This is a genomic window from Plantactinospora sp. WMMB334 (genome assembly GCF_049179095.1).
Classification (GTDB): domain Bacteria; phylum Actinomycetota; class Actinomycetes; order Mycobacteriales; family Micromonosporaceae; genus Plantactinospora.
This window is the reverse complement of the sequence record NZ_JBMHME010000002.1, coordinates 958197-981114: the sequence shown is the minus strand read 5'-3', so window position 1 is coordinate 981114 and position 22918 is coordinate 958197. Positions and strand designations below refer to the sequence as shown.

18 protein-coding genes are annotated in these 22918 nt (G+C 71.9%); 3 read left to right on the top strand and 15 right to left on the bottom strand.

Translation table 11 applies throughout. From position 1 onward, the window contains the following. Window positions 1–56 precede the first annotated feature (56 nt). The 6 genes from ispG to ACN27G_RS04205 all read right to left on the bottom strand — a co-directional run bounded on the left by ispG (window position 57) and on the right by ACN27G_RS04205 (window position 8069). Complete coding sequence (gene ispG, locus ACN27G_RS04230; protein WP_421491462.1) at window positions 57–1229, bottom strand: flavodoxin-dependent (E)-4-hydroxy-3-methylbut-2-enyl-diphosphate synthase; 1173 nt, start codon at window positions 1227–1229, stop codon at window positions 57–59. Window positions 1230–1236: 7 nt separating this feature from the next. Further along, on the bottom strand, window positions 1237–2478 hold the full coding sequence (locus ACN27G_RS04225) for a M50 family metallopeptidase (protein WP_421491461.1): 1242 nt from the start codon (window positions 2476–2478) through the stop codon (window positions 1237–1239). Continuing rightward, window positions 2478–3668, bottom strand: a complete 1191-nt coding sequence (gene dxr / locus ACN27G_RS04220; RefSeq protein WP_421497228.1) for a 1-deoxy-D-xylulose-5-phosphate reductoisomerase — start codon at window positions 3666–3668, stop codon at window positions 2478–2480. Before dxr ends, ACN27G_RS04225 begins: the two co-directional genes overlap by 1 nt. Window positions 3669–3720: 52 nt before the next feature. Continuing rightward, on the bottom strand, window positions 3721–4263 hold the full coding sequence (locus tag ACN27G_RS04215) for a GNAT family N-acetyltransferase (protein ID WP_421491460.1): 543 nt from the start codon (window positions 4261–4263) through the stop codon (window positions 3721–3723). 152 nt (window positions 4264–4415) lie between these two features. Continuing rightward, window positions 4416–5582, bottom strand: a complete 1167-nt coding sequence (locus ACN27G_RS04210; protein ID WP_421491459.1) for an alkaline phosphatase PhoX — start codon at window positions 5580–5582, stop codon at window positions 4416–4418. Window positions 5583–5732: 150 nt separating this feature from the next. Further along, window positions 5733–8069, bottom strand: coding sequence for an MMPL family transporter (locus ACN27G_RS04205; RefSeq protein WP_421491458.1), 2337 nt, complete (start codon window positions 8067–8069; stop codon window positions 5733–5735). 107 nt (window positions 8070–8176) lie between these two features. Between ACN27G_RS04205 and ACN27G_RS04200 the strand changes: the two genes are divergently transcribed. After that, the gene (locus ACN27G_RS04200; protein ID WP_421491457.1) at window positions 8177–9088 is read left to right on the top strand and encodes a TetR/AcrR family transcriptional regulator; all 912 of its coding nucleotides are present in this window, start codon (window positions 8177–8179) and stop codon (window positions 9086–9088) included. A gap of 11 nt (window positions 9089–9099) precedes the next feature. Beyond that, window positions 9100–10707 (top strand): phytoene desaturase family protein, encoded by a 1608-nt coding sequence (locus tag ACN27G_RS04195; protein ID WP_421491456.1) that lies wholly within the window; start codon window positions 9100–9102, stop codon window positions 10705–10707. A gap of 65 nt (window positions 10708–10772) precedes the next feature. Here the strand turns inward: ACN27G_RS04195 and ACN27G_RS04190 are convergent, their stop codons facing one another. Beyond that, window positions 10773–12401, bottom strand: a complete 1629-nt coding sequence (locus ACN27G_RS04190; RefSeq protein ID WP_421491455.1) for a Rieske 2Fe-2S domain-containing protein — start codon at window positions 12399–12401, stop codon at window positions 10773–10775. A gap of 242 nt (window positions 12402–12643) precedes the next feature. Between ACN27G_RS04190 and ACN27G_RS04185 the strand changes: the two genes are divergently transcribed. Continuing rightward, a complete protein-coding gene (locus ACN27G_RS04185; RefSeq protein ID WP_421491454.1) occupies window positions 12644–12868 on the top strand; it encodes a hypothetical protein in 225 nt (74 codons plus the stop codon). Between the two features lie 409 nt (window positions 12869–13277). On the opposite strand, the gene ACN27G_RS04180 is transcribed toward ACN27G_RS04185, so the two are convergent. From ACN27G_RS04180 to ACN27G_RS04145, 8 genes are all read right to left on the bottom strand, one after another. Next, window positions 13278–14531 (bottom strand): DivIVA domain-containing protein, encoded by a 1254-nt coding sequence (locus ACN27G_RS04180; protein WP_421491453.1) that lies wholly within the window; start codon window positions 14529–14531, stop codon window positions 13278–13280. Window positions 14532–14633: 102 nt separating this feature from the next. Next, on the bottom strand, window positions 14634–15770 hold the full coding sequence (gene rlmN, locus ACN27G_RS04175) for a 23S rRNA (adenine(2503)-C(2))-methyltransferase RlmN (RefSeq protein WP_421491452.1): 1137 nt from the start codon (window positions 15768–15770) through the stop codon (window positions 14634–14636). 106 nt (window positions 15771–15876) lie between these two features. Continuing rightward, window positions 15877–17349 carry a phosphatidate cytidylyltransferase gene (locus ACN27G_RS04170; RefSeq protein ID WP_421491451.1) on the bottom strand — a complete coding sequence of 491 codons (1473 nt, stop codon included), beginning with the start codon at window positions 17347–17349 and terminating at the stop codon, window positions 15877–15879. Next, window positions 17349–17906, bottom strand: a complete 558-nt coding sequence (gene frr / locus ACN27G_RS04165) for a ribosome recycling factor (RefSeq protein WP_421497227.1) — start codon at window positions 17904–17906, stop codon at window positions 17349–17351. Before frr ends, ACN27G_RS04170 begins: the two co-directional genes overlap by 1 nt. A gap of 83 nt (window positions 17907–17989) precedes the next feature. Beyond that, window positions 17990–18757 carry a UMP kinase gene (pyrH, locus tag ACN27G_RS04160; RefSeq protein ID WP_421491450.1) on the bottom strand — a complete coding sequence of 256 codons (768 nt, stop codon included), beginning with the start codon at window positions 18755–18757 and terminating at the stop codon, window positions 17990–17992. Window positions 18758–18971: 214 nt separating this feature from the next. Beyond that, window positions 18972–19802 carry a translation elongation factor Ts gene (gene tsf, locus ACN27G_RS04155; protein WP_421491449.1) on the bottom strand — a complete coding sequence of 277 codons (831 nt, stop codon included), beginning with the start codon at window positions 19800–19802 and terminating at the stop codon, window positions 18972–18974. 167 nt (window positions 19803–19969) lie between these two features. After that, window positions 19970–20866, bottom strand: a complete 897-nt coding sequence (gene rpsB / locus ACN27G_RS04150) for a 30S ribosomal protein S2 (RefSeq protein WP_421491448.1) — start codon at window positions 20864–20866, stop codon at window positions 19970–19972. A gap of 372 nt (window positions 20867–21238) precedes the next feature. Next, window positions 21239–22636, bottom strand: a complete 1398-nt coding sequence (locus tag ACN27G_RS04145) for a hypothetical protein (protein ID WP_421491447.1) — start codon at window positions 22634–22636, stop codon at window positions 21239–21241. Window positions 22637–22918: the final 282 nt, after the last annotated feature.

Below are 22918 nucleotides of genomic sequence, written 5' to 3'. Positions count from 1 at the left end.
TCGCCGGATTTCTCAGGTGTTCAGGACGACCCGGCCCCTGGCCGAGCTCTGCTCGGTCAGTGCACCGTGACGGTGGGCTTGACGACCAGGTCGCGCAGCTCCTCGGGAAGCTCGGCGCCCATCTCGTCGGCGAGCCGGACGGCCTCCTCGATCAGGGTCTCCACGATCTGACCCTCCGGGACCGTCTTGATCACCTGGCCCTTGACGAAGATCTGGCCCTTGCCGTTGCCGGAGGCCACCCCGAGGTCGGCCTCCCGGGCCTCGCCGGGGCCGTTGACCACGCAGCCCATCACGGCGACCCGCAGCGGCACCGGCAGCCCCTCCAGCCCGGCGGTGACCTCCTCGGCCAGCTTGTAGACGTCGACCTGGGCGCGCCCGCAGGAGGGGCAGGAGACGATCTCCAGGCCACGCTCGCGCAGCCCCAGTGACTCCAGGATCGCGGCGCCGACCTTGATCTCCTCGACCGGCGGCGCGGAGAGCGAGACCCGGATGGTGTCGCCGATCCCCTCGGCGAGCAACGCGCCGAAGGCCACCGCCGACTTGACGGTGCCCTGGAACGCCGGGCCCGCCTCGGTCACCCCGAGGTGCAGCGGATAGTCACACTGCTCCGCGAGCTGCCGGTACGCCCGGATCATCACCACCGGGTCGTTGTGCTTGACCGAGATCTTGATGTCGCGGAAGCCGTGCTCCTCGAAGAGTGAACACTCCCAGAGCGCCGACTCGACAAGCGCCTCCGCCGTGGCCCTGCCGTGCTTGGCCAGCAGCCGCTTGTCCAGCGAGCCGGCGTTGACCCCGATCCGGATCGGCACCCCGGCCGCCGAGGCCGCCGCCGCGATCTCCCTGACCTTGTCGTCGAACTGCCGGATGTTGCCCGGGTTGACCCGGACGGCGGCGCAGCCGGCGTCGATCGCCGCGAAGACGTACTTCGGCTGGAAGTGGATGTCGGCGATCACCGGGATCTGCGACTTCTTCGCGATCGCCGGCAGCGCCTCCACGTCGTCCTGGGACGGCACCGCGACCCGGACGATCTGGCAGCCGGAGGCGGTCAGCTCGGCGATCTGCTGGAGCGTCGAGTTGACGTCGGCGGTCAGCGTGGTGGTCATCGACTGCACCGAGACCGGCGCGCCGCCCCCGACCAGCACCGAACCGACCTTGATCTGTCGGCTGGCCCGGCGGGCGGCCAGCGGTGGCGGCGGCACGGCGGGCATGCCGAGGCTGACGGCGGTCACTCTGTCCTCACCTCTGGATCAGGGTTATCGGGTTGACCACGTCGGCGGTGATGGTGAGCAGCGTGAACGCGCCGCCGATCAGGATCAAAGCGTACGTTACGGGCATCAGCTTGAAGTAGTCGACCCGCCCGGGGTCCGGCCTGCCCAGCCGGGCGAAGAGCCAGGACCGGACCCGTTCGAACCAGGAGATGGCGATGTGGCCGCCGTCGAGCGGCAGCAGCGGGAGCAGGTTGAAGACGCCGATGAAGAAGTTGAGCGAGATGAAGAGCAGCACGAAGACCTCCCAGAGGCCGTGCTGCACCGCCTCGCCGCCGAGCCGGCTCGCCCCGACCACGCTGATCGGGGTGTCGACGTCGCGCTCCGCCCCGGTGATCGCCTCCCAGAGGGCCGGGACCTTCTGCGGCAGGCGCTGGAGCGCGTGCGCGGTGTTGACCGCCATGGTGCCGGTGAAATCGGCGGTGGCACCGAAGGCGGAGAGCGGGCTGTAGGTGACGGTCGGCGGGGTGCCGAGCCCGACGCCGAGCGCCGACACCGGACCGACCGGGCCGTCCGCCCGGTCCTGCGGCGGCCGCTGCACCTCGGCCAGGTCGACCCGGGCGGTGTGGGTGGCGCCGTCGCGCAGGTAGCTGACCTCCGCCGGACCCGGCTCGGTCGCCCGGATCGCATCCAGCATCTCGCCCCAGTTACCGATCTGGCGGGTGCCGATCGCCGTGATCACGTCACCGTCGCGGAGACCGGCCTGGGCAGCCGGACTCGCCAGGTCGCCGGGCCCGCAGACCCGAGCCACGTTCTCCTGGACCACGCAGGGCGCCAGCTCGATCCGGGCCGGCTCGTTGCGGATCTCGGCCGTGGTGCTCGGGTAGTCGGGGTTGGGCAGCCCCATGAAGATCGCCGCGAACCAGAGGGTGACGACGGCGAGCGCGAAGTGCGCCGCCGAGCCGGCGGCCATCACGGCGGTCCGCTTCCAGAGCGGAAACCGCCACATCGCCCGGGGCTCGTCCGCCGGGTCGACGTCGTCGTCCTGCGGTGTCATCCCGACGATCTTGCAGAAGCCGCCGAGCGGGATCGCCTTGAGCCCGTACTCCGTCTCGCCGCGCCGGAACGACCAGATCGTGGGGCCGAAGCCGACGAAGTAGCGGGTGACCTTCATCCCGAACCGCTTGGCCACGAGCATGTGCCCGGCCTCGTGCAGGCTCACCGAGATGAGGATTCCCAGGGCGAACGCCACCACCCCGAGTAGATACAGCATCAGGCTCCTTCTGCCGCTTTGGCGATGATCTCCTGGGCCCGCGCCCGCGCCCAGGACTCGGCGGCGAGCACCTCCTCGACGGTACCCGGTTCGGCAAATTCCGGGGTGGCCTCCAGCACCCGCTCCACCACCTCGACGATGCCGAGGAACGGCAGCCGGCCGGCCAGGAATGCCGCCACGCACTCCTCGTTGGCCGCGTTGTAGACCGCCGGCCGGCACCGCCCGACCGCGCCGGCCTGCTTGGCCAGGCGTACGGCCGGAAACGCGGCCTCGTCCAGCGGGGTGAACTGCCAGCTGTGCGCGGCGGTCCAGTCCACCGCCCCGGCCGCGTCGGGGACCCGGTCCGGCCAGCCGAGGGCGAGCGCGATCGGCAGCCGCATGTCGGGCGGGCTCGCCTGGGCCAGCGTCGAGCCGTCGACGAACTCGACCATCGAGTGGATCACCGACTGCGGGTGGACCGTCACCTCGATGTCGTCGTACGCCACGCCGAAGAGCTCGTGGGTCTCGATCACCTCCAGCGCCTTGTTCACCAGGGTGGCGCAGTTGATCGTGACCACGGGCCCCATGTTCCAGGTGGGATGGGCGAGCGCCTGCTCGGGCGTCACCCCGGTCAGCTCCTCCCGGCGCCGGCCCCGGAACGGGCCACCGCTGGCGGTGAGGATCAGCCGACGCACCTCGGCGCGGCCACCGCCGCGCAGGCACTGCGCCAGCGCCGAGTGCTCCGAGTCGACCGGCACGATCTGGTCCGGCCGGCGCAGCGCGGCCCGCACCACCGGGCCGCCGGCCACCAGCGACTCCTTGTTGGCCAGCGCCAGAGTACGGCCGGCGCGCAGCGCCGCCAGGGTCGGTGCCAGCCCTCGCGAGCCGACGACGCCGTTGAGCACGATGTCGCAGGGCCACTCCGCGAGTTCGGCCATGGCGGAGGGTCCCGCGACGATCTTCGGGATCCGGAAGCCGCCGGCCGGATAGCCCTGCCGGGCCGCCTCGGCGTAGAAGGCGAGTTGCAGGTCCTGCGCGGCGGAGGCCCTGGCGACCCCGACCGCCTCGACCCCGAGTTCGAGCGCCTGGGCGGCGAGCTGGGCCACGTTTCCGCCGCCCGCGCCGAGTGCGACCACCCGGAACCGCTCCGGGTTGCGCCGGACTATGTCGATCGCCTGGGTGCCGATCGAGCCGGTGGAGCCGAGCAGCACGATCTCGCGGGGAGGACTCACCCCGCCATTGTTGCCGACCCGGCCCGGAAGGCTACGGCCGGACCAACCGGAAGGTCTCCAGTTCCTCGCCGCCGTACCAGTCGGTGCGCCGGCCGATCGGGGTCATGCCGAGTCGCCGGGCAACCGACATCGACGCCTCGTTACCGGGTGCCACCACGGCGTAGATCTCCGGCACCCCGGCCGCGAACGCCCGCCGCACCGCACCGCGGCCCGCCTCCGTGGCGTAACCCTGCCCCCACGAGTCGGGGTGCAGGTGCCAGCCGACCTCGATGTCGTCGGTCAGCTCCCGCTCGTCCGGCCCCGGCATCGGCTTGAGCAGCACGGTGCCGGCCACCACGCCGTCGTCCCGGCGCTGCACGGCCCAGATGCCGTAGCCCGCGCCGAACCGGGCGGTGCGGGCGTGCCAGCGGCGTACCGTCTCGGCGGCGCCGGCCGGATCGCGGAGCGGCAGGTGGGGCACGTTGAAGAAGCGGACCACCTCCGGCCGGGAGTACATGTCGAGGACCCGGGCCAGGTCCTCTGGCTCCAGCGTCCAGTCCCGGACCACCAGCCGCTCGGTCTCGTAGATCGTCACGCGGCCGGATGCTAGCCACCGGACCCGGATCGGACCAGCGGTTTCCTCCGCACCGGGCCCGGCCGGCGCCGTCCCGGGCCCGGTGCGGTGAGACAGCGCCGTCCCGGGTCCGGTGCGGGGAGACCCGGTGCCCGGGAGGCCCGGTGCCGGGGTCAGCGCCGGAACGGCCCGGTCACCTCGTAGGTGATGCCGCCGCTGCCGATGGAGTTGCCGGAGGTGCCACGCTGGGAGGAGAAGTAGAGGCGCGAGCCGTCCGGGGAGAAGGCCGGCCCGGTGATCTCCGAGGAGGACTGGCCGTTGATCCGCAGGAACGGCGCGACCACGCCCTGCGGCGTGATGATGTTGATCTCCATGTTTCCGCCGTCCTCGGCGACGAAGAGGTCGCCGGAGGACGCCCCGGTGATGTTGTCGACCCCGGTCAGCGTGGCGGTGCCGGCGGGTACCAGGGAGTCGTCGTACGCCAGGTCGATGCGCTGGTTCACCGCGTCGTACGCCCACACCCGGTTGTCGCCCTTGGTGGTGAAGTAGCAGGTGCCGTCGTCGTACCAGCACCCCTCACCGCCGTCGAAGTGCTTCGCCGCGCCGACCTGCCAACGGGTGAAGATCGGGAACCCGTCCCGGTCGGGGATGTCCCGCCAGGTCACCGGCCCGCTGGTCTGGTCGGCCGGCGCACAGAGCACCTGCACCTTCCCGGTCCGCAGGTCACCCCAGGTGTCCGGGACGAACCGGTAGAAGCAGCCGTCCTCCTCGTCCTCGGTGAGGTAGACGACCCGGCGGTCCGGGTCGCAGGCCGCCGCCTCGTGGGTGAACCGGCCCATCCGGGTCCGCTCCTCGCCGGAGCGGCTGCCGTCCGGCCAGGTCTCGAAGACCCGGCCGAGCGGCACCTCCTCGCAGGAGAGCCAGGTGCCCCACGGTGTCGCGCCACCGGCGCAGTTGACGTTGGTGCCGGAGAGGATCCGGTACGCCGAGGCGATCGAGCCGTCGGCGTTGAACCGCACCGCCGAGGCGCCGCCGACGAGCGGGATCTCCGAGTTCGACACGTAGATCCAGCCCGAACCGGCGGCGAAGCACGCCCCGCCGTCCGGGGCGAAGTGCCAGGTGTAGGAGGTGCCGGTTACCCGGCTGCCGGAGCGGGCGATCACCCGGCTGCTGAACCGGGCCGGGAGCTGGATGCCGTTGCCGTCGGCGGCCAGCAGCTCGCCGTAGGGACTGGGACCGGGCTGGGCGACCGCGCCGAAGGCCTGCTGCCACAGCGCGCCGGAGAAGGCTGCGGTGCCGGCGCCGACGACCGCGGCGCGAAGGACGGTACGACGTTCCACGAGAACCTCCACAAAGGTCGATGCCTGGTGGAAGGTACGTCGTACGGGGCATCGACCACTCCCGTTCCCCCGTGAACAGGCGATGCACATCCGGCATGATCGTCGTGACCACCGCCCGCGCCGTGCTGGTGCTCCGGGTGGCGGATCGGCTCAGGGCACGCCCGCCCCGGCCGGGCTGCTCGCGGCGCCCGTGCCGCCACCCCCGGCGTCCCGTGCCGACTCGCGGATGCCGTACCGCCGGTAGACCCGGGCAAGGGGGCCCGGCGCCCACCAGTTCCAGCGTCCGAGCAGCCGCATCGTGGCCGGCACGAGCAGCGCCCGCACCAGCGTCGCGTCGACCACGATCGCCACGATCATCCCGACGCCGATCAGCTTGACGAAGACCACGCCACCGGTGGCGAAGCCGGCGACCACCACGATCAGCAGCAGCGCGGCGGCGGTGATGATCCGGCCGGTGTGTTGCAGCCCGGCGGCGACCGAGGCGGTGTTGTCACCGGTGGCGTCCCACTCCTCGCGTACCCGGGAGAGCAGGAAGACCTCGTAGTCGGTGGCGAGGCCGAAGAGCACCGCCAGCATCAGGATCGGATTGCTCGGCTCGATGAAGCCGGTCGGGGTGAAGTCGAGCCAGTCGGCGAGATGCCCGTCCTGGAAGATCCAGACCACCACGCCGAACGAGGCACCGATCGAGACGAGGTTCATCACCACCGCCTTGATCGGCAACAGCACCGAGCCGAAGGCGAGGAAGAGCAGCACCAGCGTTGCCGAGGCCATGATGAGGGCCATCAACGGCAGCCGCGAGGTGAGGCTCTCCAGCAGGTCGACGTCGAACGCCGGCCGCCCGCCCACCAGCACCTCGGCGCCGGGCGGTGCGGGAAGGGCCCGGGCGTGCCGCACCACCTCCGCCGCCACCGGGCCGGTCGGCTCGCCCGGATAGGTGACCGAGAGCAACGTGGCGTCGCCGCGGTTCGCCGTCACCTGGACGCCGGTGACCCCGGAGATCCGGGTCAGCTCGTCGGCGAAGCGCTGCGCCTCCGCCATCGGTGCGCCGGTGACCAGCACCTGGACCGGTCCGACGCTGCCGTCGGGAAAGTCCGAAGCGATCCGCTCGGCGACGATCCGGGGCACCGCGTCGGCCGGCAGCACCCGCTCGTCGAAGCCGCCGGCCTCCATCCGGAACGAGGGGACGGCGAGGACGGCGAGCACCGCGAGCACGCCCAGCAGATAGAGCACGGGCCGACGCATGACGCTGCGGGCCAGCCGCGCCCAGGCACCGGAGCCGCCGAGGCCCGCCCCACCGGCCTCCGGTACCGCAGCGGCAGCACGAACGGCACCATCAGCAGCACGAACGGCCCCACCACCGGCAGCAGGAGCACCGGCAACAGCAGCAGGAGCACCGGCAGCACCGGCAGCAGTCACCGCGCCGGCGTCCGCCGACCGGGGACGGTGTGCCCGGCGCCGCCGGGGCAGGCGCACGGCAAGCGCGTTGACGCGTGGCCCGAGCACCGCGAGCAGCGCCGGCAGTACGCTCAGCGAGGCGACCATGGCGACCAGGACGGCGGCGATCCCGCCCAGCCCCATCGAGCGCAGGAACACCTGCGGGAAGATCAGCAGGCTGGCCAGGGCGGTCGCGATGGTGAGCCCGGAGACCATCACCGTGCGGCCGGCGGTGCTCATCGTGCGCCGGATCGCCTCGGTGGTCGGATGGCCCGCGGCGAGTTCCTCGCGGAACCGGCTGACGATGAAGAGCGAGTAGTCGACCGCCATGCCGAGGCCGATCAGCGTGATGATGTTGATGGCGAAGACGGAGACGTCGGTGACCGTGGCGAGCAGCCGGACCGCGACGAAGGCACCGAGGATGGCCAGCCCGCCGACGAGCAGCGGCGTCGCGGCGGCGACCAGCCCTCGGAAGATCAGCAGGAGCAGCACGAGCAGGACCGGCAGGGAGAGCGTCTCGGCCCGGGTGATGTCCTCGGTGGTCTGGTCGTTCGCCTCGGCGAGAAAGGCCACCGTGCCGCCGACCTCGGTGCTCACCCCGGGGGCGTCCAGCGCCGGCCGGAGGTGGCGGTAGACCTCGGCCTGCTCGTCCGGGTCGGTCGCCCGGAACTGCACCGCCGCGTAGGTGGCGTGCCGGTCGGCCGAGACCAGGGTCGGCGCCCCGGTCTCGTAGAAGCTGGTCACACTGGCGACGTCGGGATGCCGGCGGAGCCGGTCCAGGGTGGCGACGACCGGGTCACGGAAGGCCGGCTGGTCGACCGTGGCGGTGTCGCTGGAATAGAGCACGAGCAGGTCGGCACCCTGGTTGCCGAGTTCGGCGGTGATCCGCCGGTCGGTCCGGACCGACTCGCTGGCCGGGTCCTCGAAGCCGCCGCCGGTCAGCGAGCCGAACACCCCGGTCCCCCAGGTCGCGCCGACGGCGACCAGCACCAGGCCGGCGGCGAGCACCACCCAGCGGAGCCGGACCACCACCCTCCCCCACCACGCGAACATCGCCTGCTCTCCCGTCAGCCGTTAAGGTCGTACCCGTAACAAGGCTTAAAATGAGTGAACATCGTTTACTATCACAACGGCGTTCACTGCGGTCAAGGGAGTTCGCGATGACGGCACCGACCCGCCGGGAACGCCTGCGTACCGCCGCCGTCACCGAGATCAAGGACGTGGCGCGGCGGCTGTTGGTGACCGGCGGCCCGCAGGCCGTCTCGCTGCGCGCCATCGCCCGGGACATGGGCATGACCGCTCCCGCCATCTACCGGTACTTCCCCAGCCTGGAAGCCCTGATCCTCGACCTGGCCGGCGATCTGCTGGACGAACTCTGCGGCGTGCTGACGGCGGCCCGCGACGGGGCCGGTGCCGCACCCGTTGACCGGATCGTCGCCGCGTCCCGTGCCTTCCGGCGCTGGGCCGTCGGGCATCCGGTCGAGTTCGACCTGGTCTTCGGCACCCTGGTCCCCGGCATCAACGCGTTTCCGGAGTGCGCCCGGGACGACGACCCGGGCGCCCGCCTCGGGCACGTCTTCCTCGCCCCCCTGGTCGAGCTCTGGCGGCGGGCCCCGTTTCCGGTGCCGCTGGCCGGACAGGTCGACGCCCGCCTGGCCAGGGCCCTGACCCCGGTGCGGGAGAGACATCCCGAGGTACCGGTCGAGGTGGCCTGCCTGATGCTCTCCGGCTGGACCATGCTCTACGGCCTGGTCACCATGGAGGTGCACGCCCAGCTCCGGTGGGCGGTCACCGACCCGGAGGCGCTCTTCGAGGCGGAGCTGGCGGCCTTCCTGCACCAGATCCTGCCCCCGACCAGCTCCGGCGACGGGACCGACCCGACCAGCACCCGTCGCACCACCAGCCCGACCGAAGCCGACGCGACCACCAGCCCGACCGAAGCCGACGCGACCACCGGCCCGACCGAAGCCGAGGCGACCACCGGGCCGACCGAAGCCGACGCGACCGCCGGGCCGGACGCGACGCGGGCCGGCGCCGGCCAACCACGCACAGGGGCCGGCCAGCGCCACTAGGCTTGCCGAGCATGACCGCCGAGCTGCCCTCCCGCGCCGATGTCGTGATCGTCGGCGCCGGCCACAACGGACTGGTGTCCGCGATCCTGCTGGCCCGCGCCGGCCTCGACGTCGTGGTGCTGGAGGCCGCCGGCACGCTCGGCGGAGCGGCCCGCACCGAGAACCCGTTCCCGAAGGTGCCGGAGCTGCGGCACTCCACCGGGTCGTACCTGCTCGGCCTGATGCCACCGGAACTGATCCGGCTGCTCGACGTCGAGCTGCCGGTGCTGCGCCGGGACCCGCACTACTTCCTGCCCACCCCCGGCGGGCCCGGCTCGCCGTACCTCCTCTTCGGGGCCGACCGGGAAGCGACCCGACAGCAGATGGAACGCTTCTTCACCCGCGCCGACGTGGCGGCCGACGACGCCATGCAGGCCGAACTCGCCGCGCTCCGCGACGACCTCGCGCCGGCCTGGCTGGCCGAGCCGCTGCCGGTGCCGGAGACCGCCGACCGCTACATCCGGCCCGCGCTGCGCCAGGTCTTCGTCGACCTGGTACGCGGCTCGGTCGCCGACTACCTGGCCCGGTTCGACTTCCGCTCCGAGTTGCTCGTCTCGATGTACGCGGTCACCGACGGCCTCTCCGGGCTGCACGCCGGACCGGACGACCCGGGCACCGGGCACAACTTCCTGGCCCACAACATGTGCCGACTCCCCGGTGCCGGCGGCACCTGGATGATCGTGGCCGGCGGGATGGGCACGGTCAGCCGGACCTTCGCCGACGCTGCCCGCACCGCCGGCGCACGGATCCGCACCGGTACGCCCGTCGCCACGATCACCGTGGACGGTGGCGCGGCCAGTGGCGTCGTGCTCGACGACGGGCGCAGCGTCGCCGCCGAGGTGGTGCTCGGCGCCGGTGACCCGTACCGGCTGATGGAGCTGGTGCCCGACGGCGCCCTGCCGGCCGCACTCACCGAACGGATGGCGGCGGTCCGGCGCACCGGCACCACTCTCAAGGTCAACCTGGCCCTCGCCGGACTGCCGGACTTCTCCTGCCTGCCCGAGGGGGCGCCGAGTCCGTTCGGCGCCACCATCCACCTGCTGCCCGGCTCCGAGGCGCTGCTGCCGGGCGCCACCACCGGCGGAACGCCGATGGCCGAGCTGCGCGACATGTGGGCGGACGTCCGGGCCGGCCGGCTGCCCGACGAGCCGACGATCGAGTGGTACCTGCACACCACCGTCGACCCGTCGCTGCGGGACGAGGCCGGGCACCACTCATCCGCGCTCTTCGTCCAGTCCGTCCCGTACGCCCCGGCCGGCGGCTCCTGGGACGACCTGCTGCCCGGATACGTGGCCCGGCTGCTGGAGCTCTGCGACCGGTACGCCCCCGGCACCACCGAACTGGTCGCCGACGCGGTGCCGCTGACCCCACCCGGCATCGAGGCGCACTTCGGCATCACCGGCGGGCACATCCACCACGTCGACAACACCGTCTCGTTCACCGACCGGATGCCGTACGCCACCGGTCTCGACGGCCTCTACGCCGGTGGCGCCGGTTGCCACCCCGCCGGCAGCGTCATCGGCGCCGCCGGACACAATGCCGCCCGCCGCATCCTGACCGACCTCGGCCGCCTCATGTGAAAGGAAGGGCCCCCGCTTATCGCTTTCTGTTGCAGAAGGGCCCCTCCTTAACGCCTCTGGCCGGTTCAGCCAGCCGGCTCGGAGTTGACGGGTGCGGTGGCAGCGGAGGCGGGTGCGGAGGCAGCGGAGGCGGGTGCGGAGGCGGCCTCGTCGACGCGGTGCGCGCGGATCGAGTGGCCCACGCTGGTCAGGCAGCGGCCGCTGGCCAGGTCGAAGCGCCAGCCGTGCAGCTGGCAGGTGAGCTGGCCGTCCTCGACGATGCCGAACCGGGTCAGATCCGCCTTCAGGTGCGGGCAGCGCCGCTGGACCACCCAGTCGCCGATGGTGACGTCCTCGGCGTCGGTGGTCCGCTCGTGCTCGTCGTACCAGCCCTCGGCGTACTGGAGACGCTCCTCGGAGAGGCACTTGAAGAAGGCGTAGACGAACTCGTTGTACTGGCCGATCCGGGCCGCGGAGAAGCGGCAGGAGAGGAATAGCGAGTTGACCCAGTCCACCTCTTCGATGTGCAGCAGGTGCTCGATCAGCGCCCGCTCCGTACGGAACCGGTAGCGGACCTTCTCGTCCGCGTACGGCCGGACCTGCTTGCCCGGGAAGTCCACCAGGACGGATTCGACCGACTCTCCGTCGTAGCCGACCAGGTCGAACCGGACCGGCCCACCCACACCCTTGGCGAGGTAGATCGACTCGTCGAGCAGCGGCTCGATCCGGCGCTTCATCTCGGCCAGTACGTCGATCTCCGGGTGCCGCCAGGACGCCTTCGCCGCCTCGATCACCGGCCGGGACCGCTCCCGGTACTCCCGCAGGTGCTCCTCCTTGTGCGCGAAGAACTCCCGCACGTCCGGCACGGGATGGCTGGTGTGCAGGCTGTCCGGGCCGATCTCGGAGACGGTGCCGGGCAGCAGGATCACGCCGTTGTCGTAGCCGAGCCCGGTGTAGTGGTCGAGGAAGACCTGCTGGTCGGGGAAGATGTTTCCCTCGTCGCCGTGGATGTCGTTGAACTGCCAGAGCTCGTCGTCGAGGAAGCACGGCGGGCCCGCGATCGGGAAGACCCAGGACGCCTTGATGTCGTCGATGTAGCGGATGGTCCGGTCCATCTGCCGGTCCCGCTTCTGCTTGCCGAACGCGGTCCTGGCGGCGGAGGGCAGCTCGTAGACCATCGGGTACCAGATCGCGCCGGAGAACTGCAGCATGTGCGCGTGCACGTGCCCCAGCTCCGCGAAGACGCCCAGGTCGGTCGGGCGGGCGTCGTTCTGGTTGAGCAGCCGTACGCCGTCGTACTCCATCCAGAGCGAGGAGTCGCCGATCGGCCCGTCGGTGGGGCTGGTCAGCGCCTGGATCATGACTCGCAGGCCGCCGTCGAGCTCGACGACCTCGTTGTTCTTCGTCTTCAGGAAGCTGGCGAAGCCGAGCTCGCGCAGCTCGTCCTCGAGCTCGGAGGTGGGGTACTCCGGCAGCAGGACGGTCGCCTTCTTGGTGACGAAGCGCTTGAGGTGCGCCGCGTCGAAGTGGTCCCGGTGCAGGTGGGAGACGTAAAGGTAGTCGACGTCGCCGAGGGTCTCCCAGTCGAGCTGTGAATTGTCCGGGAAAGGGAACCAGGAGGCGAAATAGGCCGGGTTGACCCACGGGTCGCACAGAATGCTTCCCGCACCGGTGTCGATGCGCATGCTCGCGTGTCCCGTACCGGTCAATCGCACCGCACACTCCCCCTAAGACCTAGGCAATCTTGTCTCGCGCCGAAGGCGATCACAGGCGTACGCCCAAACGCTACCGGAGGCCGCACGCCGGCCGCCCCGCGACGCCGGGTTGCACCGCCCGACCACGGCACCACCCCGATCACGGCACCGCCCGGATGCGGCACGGGAGCCGGCCCGTGCGGCGTGGGCCCGACGGCGCATGCCAGACTTACCAGCATCCGATCGTGAGGAAGGACCGGAAAGTGGCTGGAAGCGAGCCGGTGACGTCACCAGACCAACGCAAGCCGGGAAACCGCAGGGCGGGCCGGATCGGTGCGATCCTTTCCGCAGCGGTGCTGGTGCTGATGATGTTCAACAACAACGAGGTCAGCGGCACCGCGAAGCTCTGGCTCGGTTCGATCGCCGCGTTCCTGGTGCTCGCCGTCGTCGGAGACACGATCCTGCGCCGCAACGGCTTACGGTCCTGAGCCGCAACGGCCTACGGTCCTGAGCCGCAACGGCCCGCGGTCCTGAGCCGCCGCGCCAGCGCCACGCGCCTCCGCGCCACCTCCGCCGACAGCGCAGCGGCGCTGCAGAGCCGTCTCCGGGTCACAACAGGGCCCTCGCCCGGTTCTCGGACCCAGGAGAGGATCCCGGGTGGCGGCCGGCGCCGTACAGCGCCGGCCGCACGGTCGTCCAGTACCGCCGCGCCGCCAAGAATCCGCCACCGCGCCGCCAAGAATCCGCCACCGCGCCGCCAAGAATCCGCCACCGCGCCGCCAAGAATCCGCCACCGCGCCGGCAGCCGCAGACTCCTCCGCCGGACGGCGGACGGCGGACGCCGGCGCAGGTTGACGCAGTCTCGTCGCGGGCCCGGCGGGGTCGACGGGGTTGTCGTCACTGGCCGAGCAGCAGGTCCTTGACCTCCTTGAGCGCGGCGTCGACCTCGGCCTCGAAGTAGCCGCCGGGCACCAGACCGAATCGGGTGGTGTCGAGGTCGACGGGGTTGACCGGCATCGGGCCCCGTCCCGCCATGCTGCCGAGAATCCCGTCGAACAGCTGGTCGACCTGGTCCGGATCGTAGCCGCTGCCGAACCTGCGCACCTGAAAGGACCGCCGGATATGGTCGATCCGGGCCATGTCGCTGCCGGGCGGACCCATCAGGGGGGGACCGCCGAGCCCGGGAGGACCGCCCATCGACGGGCCACTCATCGGCGGCGGGCCACCGGCCGGCGGAGGCATCGGCGGCACGGCCCCTCCCATGCCGCGTCCCGGGCCGCGAAGGTCCCGGTCCGGCATCCGGATCTCGGCCGTCATGTCCGCTTTGCCGCGCCGTCCCGGCTCGAAGCCGTCGAAGCGCTCCTCCGGCCCGAAGCCACCCGCCGACCCTCCGGGAGCGCCCGGGGTACGCGGCGGAAGTGGTGCGCCTGTGCCGCGTTGCGGCTCGAACCCACCCCGCTCGCGCTCGAAGCCACCCCGTTGAGGCTCGAAACCACCCCGTTGAGGCTCGAACCCACCCCGCTCGCGCTCGAACCCACCGCGCTGAGGCTCGAAACCACCCCGCTGAGGCTCCAGCCCACCGCGCTGAGGCTCGAAACCACCGCGCTGAGGCTCGAAACCACCCCGCTGGCCGCCGAAGGTCCCGGTCGGCTCGTCGTACTGACCGTACGGGTCGTTCGGCGGGCCCGCCTGGGCCGGCATCGGCCGTGGCGGGGGCCCGGGCGGCACGGGCCGGTCGTTGCGCATCGGCGGGCCCATCCGGTCAGGCGGACCCATCCGATCCTGCGGACCCATGCGGTCGGGCGGACCCATCCGATCCTGCGGACCCATGCGGTCGGGCGGACCCATCCGGCCCGGCGCTCCTCGATCGGCCATCCGTGGGTCCGCCCCGCGTCCGGCGGCGCCGCCGCGCTCCTCCAGCTCGGCGATCTGCCGCTCGACGCGGTCGAGGTGCAGGTCCACCTGCCACTCGTCGTAGCCTCCGAAGCGCACCCGGAAGACGACGTCGTGCACCTCCTGGGAGGCGACGGGCGCGCCAACCTGCTCACCGGCGAGCGTGGCCTCGACACGATCGAGGAACGAGTCCACCTCATCGACCTTGTAGCCTCGCCGGAGCGCCTTGCGCCGGAAACGCTGACCCTGACTCGCCACTATGTCTCCTGCTTCGCTCGCTCGCTTCGCTCGCTCACGCCACCGCCCCGCCACGCGCGCCGGCGCCGCAAGCGGCACTACCAAGCCTGTCGACCCGGTCGCTCACCCTGTCACCTCGGCTGCGGCCAGCTGGCCGCACGCACCGTCGATCTCCCGCCCCCGGGTGTCCCGAACGGTGGTCGAGACACCGGCCGCACGGAGCCGCCGGACGAACTCCCGCTCTACCGGCTTCGGGCTCGCGTCCCAGCGGCTACCCGGAGTCGGGTTGAGCGGGATCAGGTTCACGTGGGTCAGTCGACCAGCCAGCAGCCGACCGAGGAGGTCGGCACGCCACGGCTGGTCGTTCACATCTCTGATCATCGCGTATTCAACGGACACGCGACGCCCCGTACGCTCCGCGTAGTGCCATGCGGCGTCCAGCACCTCGGCAACCTTCCACCGCTGGTTGACCGGAACCAGTTCGTCGCGCAGCTCATCATCGGGCGCATGCAGCGACAACGCAAGAGTCACCGACAGACCCTCGTCGGCCAGCCGCCGCATCGCGGGCACCAGACCGACCGTGGAGACGGTGATGTGCCGCTGGGAGAGGCCGAGACCCTCGGGGGCGGGCGCGGTCAGCCGTCGCACGGCGGCCACCACCCGGGCGTAGTTGGCCAGCGGCTCGCCCATACCCATGAACACCACGTGGGACAGCCGGGGCGGGGACCCGGCGACCGCGCCGGACGCGGCCACCCCGGCGAGATGCACGGCCTGGTCCACGATCTCGGCGGTGGAGAGATTGCGGGTCAGCCCCGCCTGACCGGTCGCGCAGAACGGGCAGGCCATGCCGCAGCCGGCCTGGCTGGAGATGCAGACGGTGACCCGGTCGGGGTAACCCATCAGCACGCTTTCCACAAGCGATCCGTCGTGCAGCCGCCACAGCGCCTTGCGGGTCGCGCCGCCGTCGCAGGCCACCTCGCGTACCGGGGTGAGCAGGTGGGGAAGCAGCTCGGCCGCGATGCGGTCCCGGGCGGCGGCGGGGAGATCCGTCATCCTCGCCGGATCGCGGACGAGCCTGCCGAAGTAGTGCGTGGAGATCTGCCGGGCCCGGAAGGCCGGCTCCCCCAACTCGGCGACGGCCGCCTGCCGTCCGGGCAGGTCGAGGTCGGCGAGGTGTCGGGGTGGCATCCCCGGACGGCGCGACGACACGGGGCCGGTCGGGGTCTCCGGCGCGATCTGGATCAAGGGCAGGCTCGTCATGGCCCGTCCAGTCTCCCACGTCCGCGCGACAGCGCACCTCGCCGGAGGGACCCATCCGGCGACCAGGGCCGCGCCGCCACCCGGATGTGCAGGCTCATCGCACCTCTCATCCGGCCGGGACGAAGATCGCCAGCAACAGGTAGGCGGTGGGTACCGCAAAGAGGATCGAGTCCAGCCGGTCCATCAACCCACCGTGCCCCGGCAACAGATTACTCATGTCCTTGACGTTGAGGTCTCTCTTGATCAGGGACTCGGCGAGGTCGCCGAGGACCGCCGCGACCGAGACCGCCACCCCGAAGAGGGCACCCCACCACAACGCGACGTCGAGCAGGATCGCCAGCAGCACGGAACTGCCCACGGCGGCCGCCAGCACCGAGCCGGCAAAGCCCTCCCAGGACTTCTTCGGGCTCACCGAGGGGGCCATCGGGCGCTTGCCGAAGGCCACGCCGGCGGCGTACCCGCCGGTGTCGGAGAGGACCACCGCGGCCAGGGTGGCCAGCACCCGCAGGTCGCCGTCGGCCGGCTCGGCGGCGAGCAGCGCCGCGAACCCGCCGAGGAACGGCACGTAGACCGCGATCAGGGTTGCCGCCGTCATGTCCCGCTGGTATCCGGCCGGACCGTCCCCGAGCCGCCAGACCATCGTCGCCAGGACCGTCACCAGCAGCCCGAGGCTGAGCGCGTCGGGACCGGCCCACCAGGCCAACCCGACCATCAGCAGCCCGCCGGCAACCAGCGGCACGAGCGGCGGCTGCATCCCGGCCGGGCGTACCGCCCGGGTCATCTCCCAGATGCCGACGGCGACCGCGAGCGCCACCACGACCAGAAAGGCCGGACGGAACAGGAAGAGCGGGACCACGATCGCCGCGCCGAGCCCGAGCCCGACGGCGATCGCGGCCGGTAGATTCCGGCCGGCCCGGGACGGTCCGGCCGGCTTCCCGGAGCGGGTCGCGCGACGCCGGCCCCGGCCGCGCCGCGACAGCGGCTCCGGGTCGCTCCCCGACTCCGGATCCGCCGGTAGCTGCCGATCCGCCGGTAGCCGCGGGTCCGCCGGTAGCCGCGGCTCCGTGCCCGGCTCCGCACCGACGAACGGCCAGCCGACCGGATTGGTCGGCGCGTCCGTCCCCGCCTCGGCTCCGGCCCGGACCCTGCCGCCACCCTGGGCGCCGCGCGACCGGTCGCCACCGTCGCGGTACGCCGCCACGCCGTGGTCCGGGCCGGCGGGCGGCTCGGCACCCGGCTCGGCCGGGCGCCACTGGCCCGCCGGATCCGGTACGCCCTCGGCCGGATGCCCGTTGCGGTGCACGGTCGACCCGCCCGGCCGGTGTGCGGGGCCGGGGTACTCGTCGGCGGTTCCCGGGTACGGCGTCACCGGGTACGCGTCGGTCGGCGCCGAATAGGCGTCGGGCGCGGCACCGCCGTGCCGCGCCCGCGCCCAGGCGTCTTCTCCGGCCGGCCACTGCCGGCCCGACGGCCCGTCCTGGCGTCCCGGGCCACCGGACCACTCGGGACCGCGCGGTTGCTCCGGGCGCGGGCGGCCACCCGGTTCCGCGCTACCGCCGTAGGGGTCGACGTGGGACATCAGACCTCGAGCAACTCGGCTTCCTTGTGTTTCATCAACTCGTCGACGTGCGAGACGTACCTGTGCGTGAGGTCGTCAAGTTCCTTCTCGGCACGCCGGCCCTCGTCCTCGCCCGCCTCGCCGTCCTTGACGATCCGATCGAGTTCCTCCTTGCCCCGGCGGCGGATGTTCCGGATCGCCACCTTGGCTTCCTCACCCTTGTGCCGGGCCACCTTGATCATGTCCCGGCGCCGCTCCTCGGTCATCTGCGGCAGCAGGATGCGCAGCTGGTTGCCCTCGTTGTTGGGGTTCACGCCGAGGTCGGAGTCGCGGATCGCCTTCTCCATGGCCTGTAGCTGCGACGCGTCGTACGGCTTGATGATCGCCATCCGCGGCTCGGGCACCCCGACGGAGGCCATCTGGGTCAACGGGGTGGGACTGCCGTAGTAATCGATAATGATCTTGGAGAACATCGCCGGAGTCGCCCGCCCGGTGCGGATGGCGCCAAACTCCTCCTTGGCGTGCTCGACGGCGCGCTCCATCTTCTCCTCGGCCTCGAGGAGGGTGTCGTCGATCACCTGCTCCTTCGCCTCCCTCTGCTGGCTACTGCTCCGAAAAAACTCCACCTGTGGCCCCACCCGCCGGCCCGGACCGCTCCGATTCAGGTCGTGATGAGCGTGCCGATCGGCTCGCCGGCGACCGCCCGGATGATGGTGTCGTCGCCCTCGGCGCCGAACACCAGCATCGGCAGGCCATTCTCCTCGCAGAGACTGAACGCGGCGGCATCGGCGACCCGCAGGCCACGACGCAGCACCTCGGAGAAGGTGATCTTGTCGAACTTGCTGGCGCCGGGGTCGGTACGCGGGTCGGCCGTGTAGACGCCGTCCACCCCGTTCTTGCTCATCAGCACCACGTCGGCGCGGATCTCCAGCGCCCGCTGCGCGGCGACCGTGTCGGTGGAGAAGTACGGCATGCCGGCGCCCGCGCCAAAGATCACTACCCGGCCCTTCTCCAGGTGCCGGATGGCCCGCAGCGGGATGTAGGGCTCCGCCACCTGGGCCATCGTGATCGCGCTCTGCACGCGCGTCTCGACGCCCTCCTTCTCCAGGAAGTCCTGCAACGCGAGGCAGTTCATCACCGTACCGAGCATGCCCATGTAGTCGGCGCGGGCCCGGTCCATGCCGCGCTTCTGCAGCTCGGCGCCGCGGAAGAAGTTCCCCCCGCCGACCACGACGGAGACCTGCACGCCCCGGCGTACCACGGTGGCGATCTGCCGCGCGATGGCCTGGACGACGTCCGGGTCGACGCCGATGGCCCCACCGCCGAAGACCTCGCCAGAGAGCTTGAGCACCACCCGGCGGGCCCGGCCGGGGGGTGGCGCCGTCGGATCGTCCGCCGCCAGGGTCCGGTCACTCACAAGCTGCGTCATCCGACCCGCCTTTCCCACGCCGGATCGCCGGCGCCCAGTTCAGCCAACCTGCCGCTGCTGACCCTACGTGACGAGGAGGCCGCGGTGTCCGTTGCATACACCCGCGGCCTCCCCTCCGTGTCGACGCCGCCGTGACCCCGGGGCGCGGCGGTCCAGGCCCACGGGTACGCCTCAGGCCCGGCGACCGCCACGAATCGGGCCCGGCGACCTCGAATCAGGCCTGGCCAACCTCGAACCGGACGAACCGGGTCACCTCAATGCCGGCCTCGGCGAGCATCTGCTTGACGGTCTTCTTGTTGTCGGCAACCGAGGCCTGCTCGACGAGGACGAAGTCCTTGAAGAAGGCGTTGACCCGACCCTCAATGATCTTGGACAGCGCCGCCTCGGGCTTGCCCTCCTCGCGGGCGGTCTGCTCGGCGATCCGCCGCTCGGAGGCGACGGTCTCGGCCGGCACCTCGTCCCGGTTCAGGTACTTCGGGCGCATCGCGGCGATCTGCATGGCGACGCCCCGGGCATCGGCGTCACCCGCCTCGTCGGCCTTGCCGGTGTACTCGACGAGCACGCCGACCTGCGGCGGCAGGTCCTGGGCCTTGCGGTGCAGGTAGACCGCGACCGTTCCGTCCAGCGCGGCGAAGCGGTTGAGCACCAGCTTCTCGCCGATCTTGGCGGACTGCTCCTGGACGGCGTCGGCGACGCCGCGACCGTCGGGCAGCGTGCTGCCGAGCAGCCCCTCGGCGTCGCGCACCCCGGCCTGCGCCCCATGCTCGACCAGGAGCTGCGCGAACGCGATGAAGTCGGTGTTCTTGGCGACGAAGTCCGTTTCGCAGTTCAGCTCGAGCAGCGCCTTGCCGGAGTGCGCCACCAGGCCGTTGGCGGCCGTCCGGCCGGCCCGCTTGCCGACGTCCTTGGCGCCCTTGACGCGCAGGATCTCGACGGCCTTGTCGAAGTCGCCCTCGGCCTCGGTCAGGGCCTTCTTGCAGTCCATCATGCCGGCGCCGGTGAGGTCCCGGAGCTTCTTGACGTCCGCGGCGGTGAAGTTGGACATGGCTCTCTCTTCGGTGTGTAACGCGGCTGATTCGTGGTCTGCGGCTGATTCGTGGTCTTCTGCGGTTGCCCCGATCGGGAGCCGCCGTGCCAGCTACCGGTGCGGGCTGCTGCTGCCCGGTGCGGGTCCGCCGACCGGGAGTGGCCGGCGGAACCCGACACCGACGGTCACTCGGCGGCGACGCCCGCCGGCTCGCCGGCCTTCTGCTCCGGCTCGCCGGCCTTCTGCTCCGAGTCGCCGGCCGCCTTCTGCTCCGAGTCGCCGGCCGCCTTCTTCTCGTTGTCCTCGATCAGCTCGCGCTCCCACTCGGCGAGCGGCTCGTCGGCGCCGACCACGCCCGGCTCGGGCTTCTCGTCGGTGCCCCGGCGCTTGCCGGAACGGGCGATAAGACCGTCACCGACGGCCGCCGCGACGACCTTGGTCAGCAGCTCGGCGGAGCGGATCGCGTCGTCGTTGCCCGGGATCGGGAAGTCGACCTCGTCCGGGTCGCAGTTGGTGTCGAGCACCGCGATCACCGGAATGCCCAGCTTGCGGGCCTCGTCGACGGCGATGTGCTCCTTCTTGGTGTCGACCACCCAGATCGCGGCGGGCACCTTCTGCATGTCCCGGAGGCCACCCAGGGTGCGGGTCAGCTTGTCCTTCTCTCGGGAGAGCTGCAGGGTCTCCTTCTTGGTGTAGCCCTGCGCGGTGCCCGACAGGTCGCCGAGGGCCTCCAGCTCCTTCATCCGCTGCAGCCGCTTGTAGACCGTCTGGAAGTTGGTCAGCATGCCACCGAGCCAGCGGTGGTTCACGTAGGGCTGCCCGACCCGGGTCGCCTGCTCGGCGATCGCCTCCTGGGCCTGCTTCTTGGTGCCCACGAAGAGGATGCTGCCGCCCTCGGCCACCGTCCCGCGCACGAAGTCGTACGCCTTCTCGATGTAGTCGAGGGTCTGCCGCAGGTCGATGATGTAGATGCCGTTGCGCTCGGTGAAGATGAAACGCTTCATCTTCGGGTTCCAGCGCCGGGTCTGGTGTCCGAAGTGGACTCCGCTCTCCAGCAGCTGGCGCATGGTCACCACGGCCATGGTGAGGTGCTCCTTCAGTTGTCCCTGGTTGTCACGCCGGGCCGGCGGCCTGGCGTCCTGGCGCCTGATCGCCGGCCATGGCGGACCCGATCAAGATCGGGACCAGGGGGCCGTCGCTCCACGGACCTACCGTGGAGAGGGCACGCGAGGTCGACCGCGCGGGGCGGTCGCCAGTCGCCAAGTGTACGCCCCGCCGGACCCACCAGCACACAAACCCCCGCCCACCACCACCCACCGGCGCATCCGGGCACTCCGGCAGCCACCCGGACGGAGGCTCGGCCTGCCGGACGGAGGCTCGGCAGACCGGCGGACGGTTGGCCTGCCGTGCGGATCGGCGTGCGGATCGGCGGGCGGATCGGCGGGCGGATCAGGTCAGCCGGCTGCGATCGCCGCGGCGAGGAAGAGCACGAGACCGACGCCCAGATACCCGGTCGGTGGCCGGAGCCACGCCCGCACCGGATCACCGAACGCGGCGGCGCTGGTGACCAGGCCGTACAGTCCGGCAACGAACATCGGCAGACCCAGCACCACGAAGATGCCGGAAAGCACCACGGACGGCGCAACGGGATCATCGAGTACTCCGGCGAGGAGTAGGCGTACCGCCGGCACCTCGAAGATCACCGCGAGCACGGCCAGGACCACCGCCAGAGCGGGCCGACGGGTCCGGTAGACGCCGTCTCCGGCGGCGGCCCCGAGTCCGCCGGGCAGCCCCGGTGCCGGCTGTCCCGGTGCCGGCTGTCCCGGTGGCGCCGCCGGGGAGGTCGGACGGCGCAGTGCGGCCCGGTCGATCGCCTCGGTGTGGCGGCTCGACGGGTCGCCACCGGCCAACGCAGCGCTCCCACCAGCCGGCGCAGCGCTCCCACCAGCCGGTGCCGGGCTCCCACCAGCCGGCGCAGCGCTCCCACCGGTTGGTACGGCATCTGCCCCGGCCTGCGGGTCGACCTGCGGCACCAGGTCGGTGGGGTGGCTCAACGCGCCCGCCTGGTCGGCGACGCCGCCTCCGGCCGGCTGCACGACCGGGTAGCCCGCCAGTGGCGACCGTGCCGGTTCGGTGTGCGGTGCCGATCGGGCGCGATCCGTACTCTGCCAGGCCGGGCCACGGTCCTCCGGCATCCACCCGGCCTCATGCCGACTCCTCGTCGGTTCCGCTGCCGGCCCAGGGGCGCTGGAATGCCACTCGTGCCCGGTTCCGGCCGGGTCCCGGCCCGGAGCGTCCGGGCCCGGACGGCCAGCCTCCGGGTTCGGATAGGTGGCCTGCGAGGTCGGACGGCCGAACTCCGTCGGATAGGCGGCCTCCTGCTTCGGAGGGCTGACGGTCACGTCGGCCGCCGCCGAGCGGGCCTGCTGGGGATCGCGCTCCCCGGATGGCACCGCAGGATGGAACTGGCCGGCCGGGTTTCCGGTCCACTGGACGGGCGGATAGCCGGGGTCGGTACCGGCCGGACCGGTGCCGAATGCCGGCAACGGCACCTCCAGGGCGGGACCAGCCGGATCGAAGCCGCTGGTCGGCGCGAAGCTGGCGTACCCGGCGGCGTCCGGGGAGTCGCCGTCGCGCGGTGCGGGTGCCGGGTACCGGTCAGCACCGGCTTCGTATGGCTGGCCGTGCCGGGCGCCCGGTGTCGGAGCGGCAGGCTGGCTCGGCGCCGCCGGATGTTCCGTACGGGGGTAGCGGTCCGTACCGGCGCCGTACCACTGCTGGTCGGCGTAGCCACGGTCGCCGTCCCGCCAGTCCGGGACCGGCTCTTCCGGGAAGTTGCGTTGTTGCTCCACGGCCCCGCACCGTATGTGACCTGCCGCGTCCTCGCCACTCGGGCCGCCCGGTCGTCACTTCCCCGGGCCCCGGTTCCGGGTTGCCTGCCGACTGTTCCGGCCGGTCCGGCCGCCCCGTCTGCCGCCCCGTCTGCCGCCCCTCGGCATCTCCGGCCCAGGAGGCCCTCAGCAAACCCCCGGCAAGCCCCATAGCAGCCGAGCGGCTTGATCGTCCGGCTGTCCACAGCACCCCTGGATATCCACAGCCGTGTGACTCCGGGTCGTCCCTGGCGCTCGCCGGGC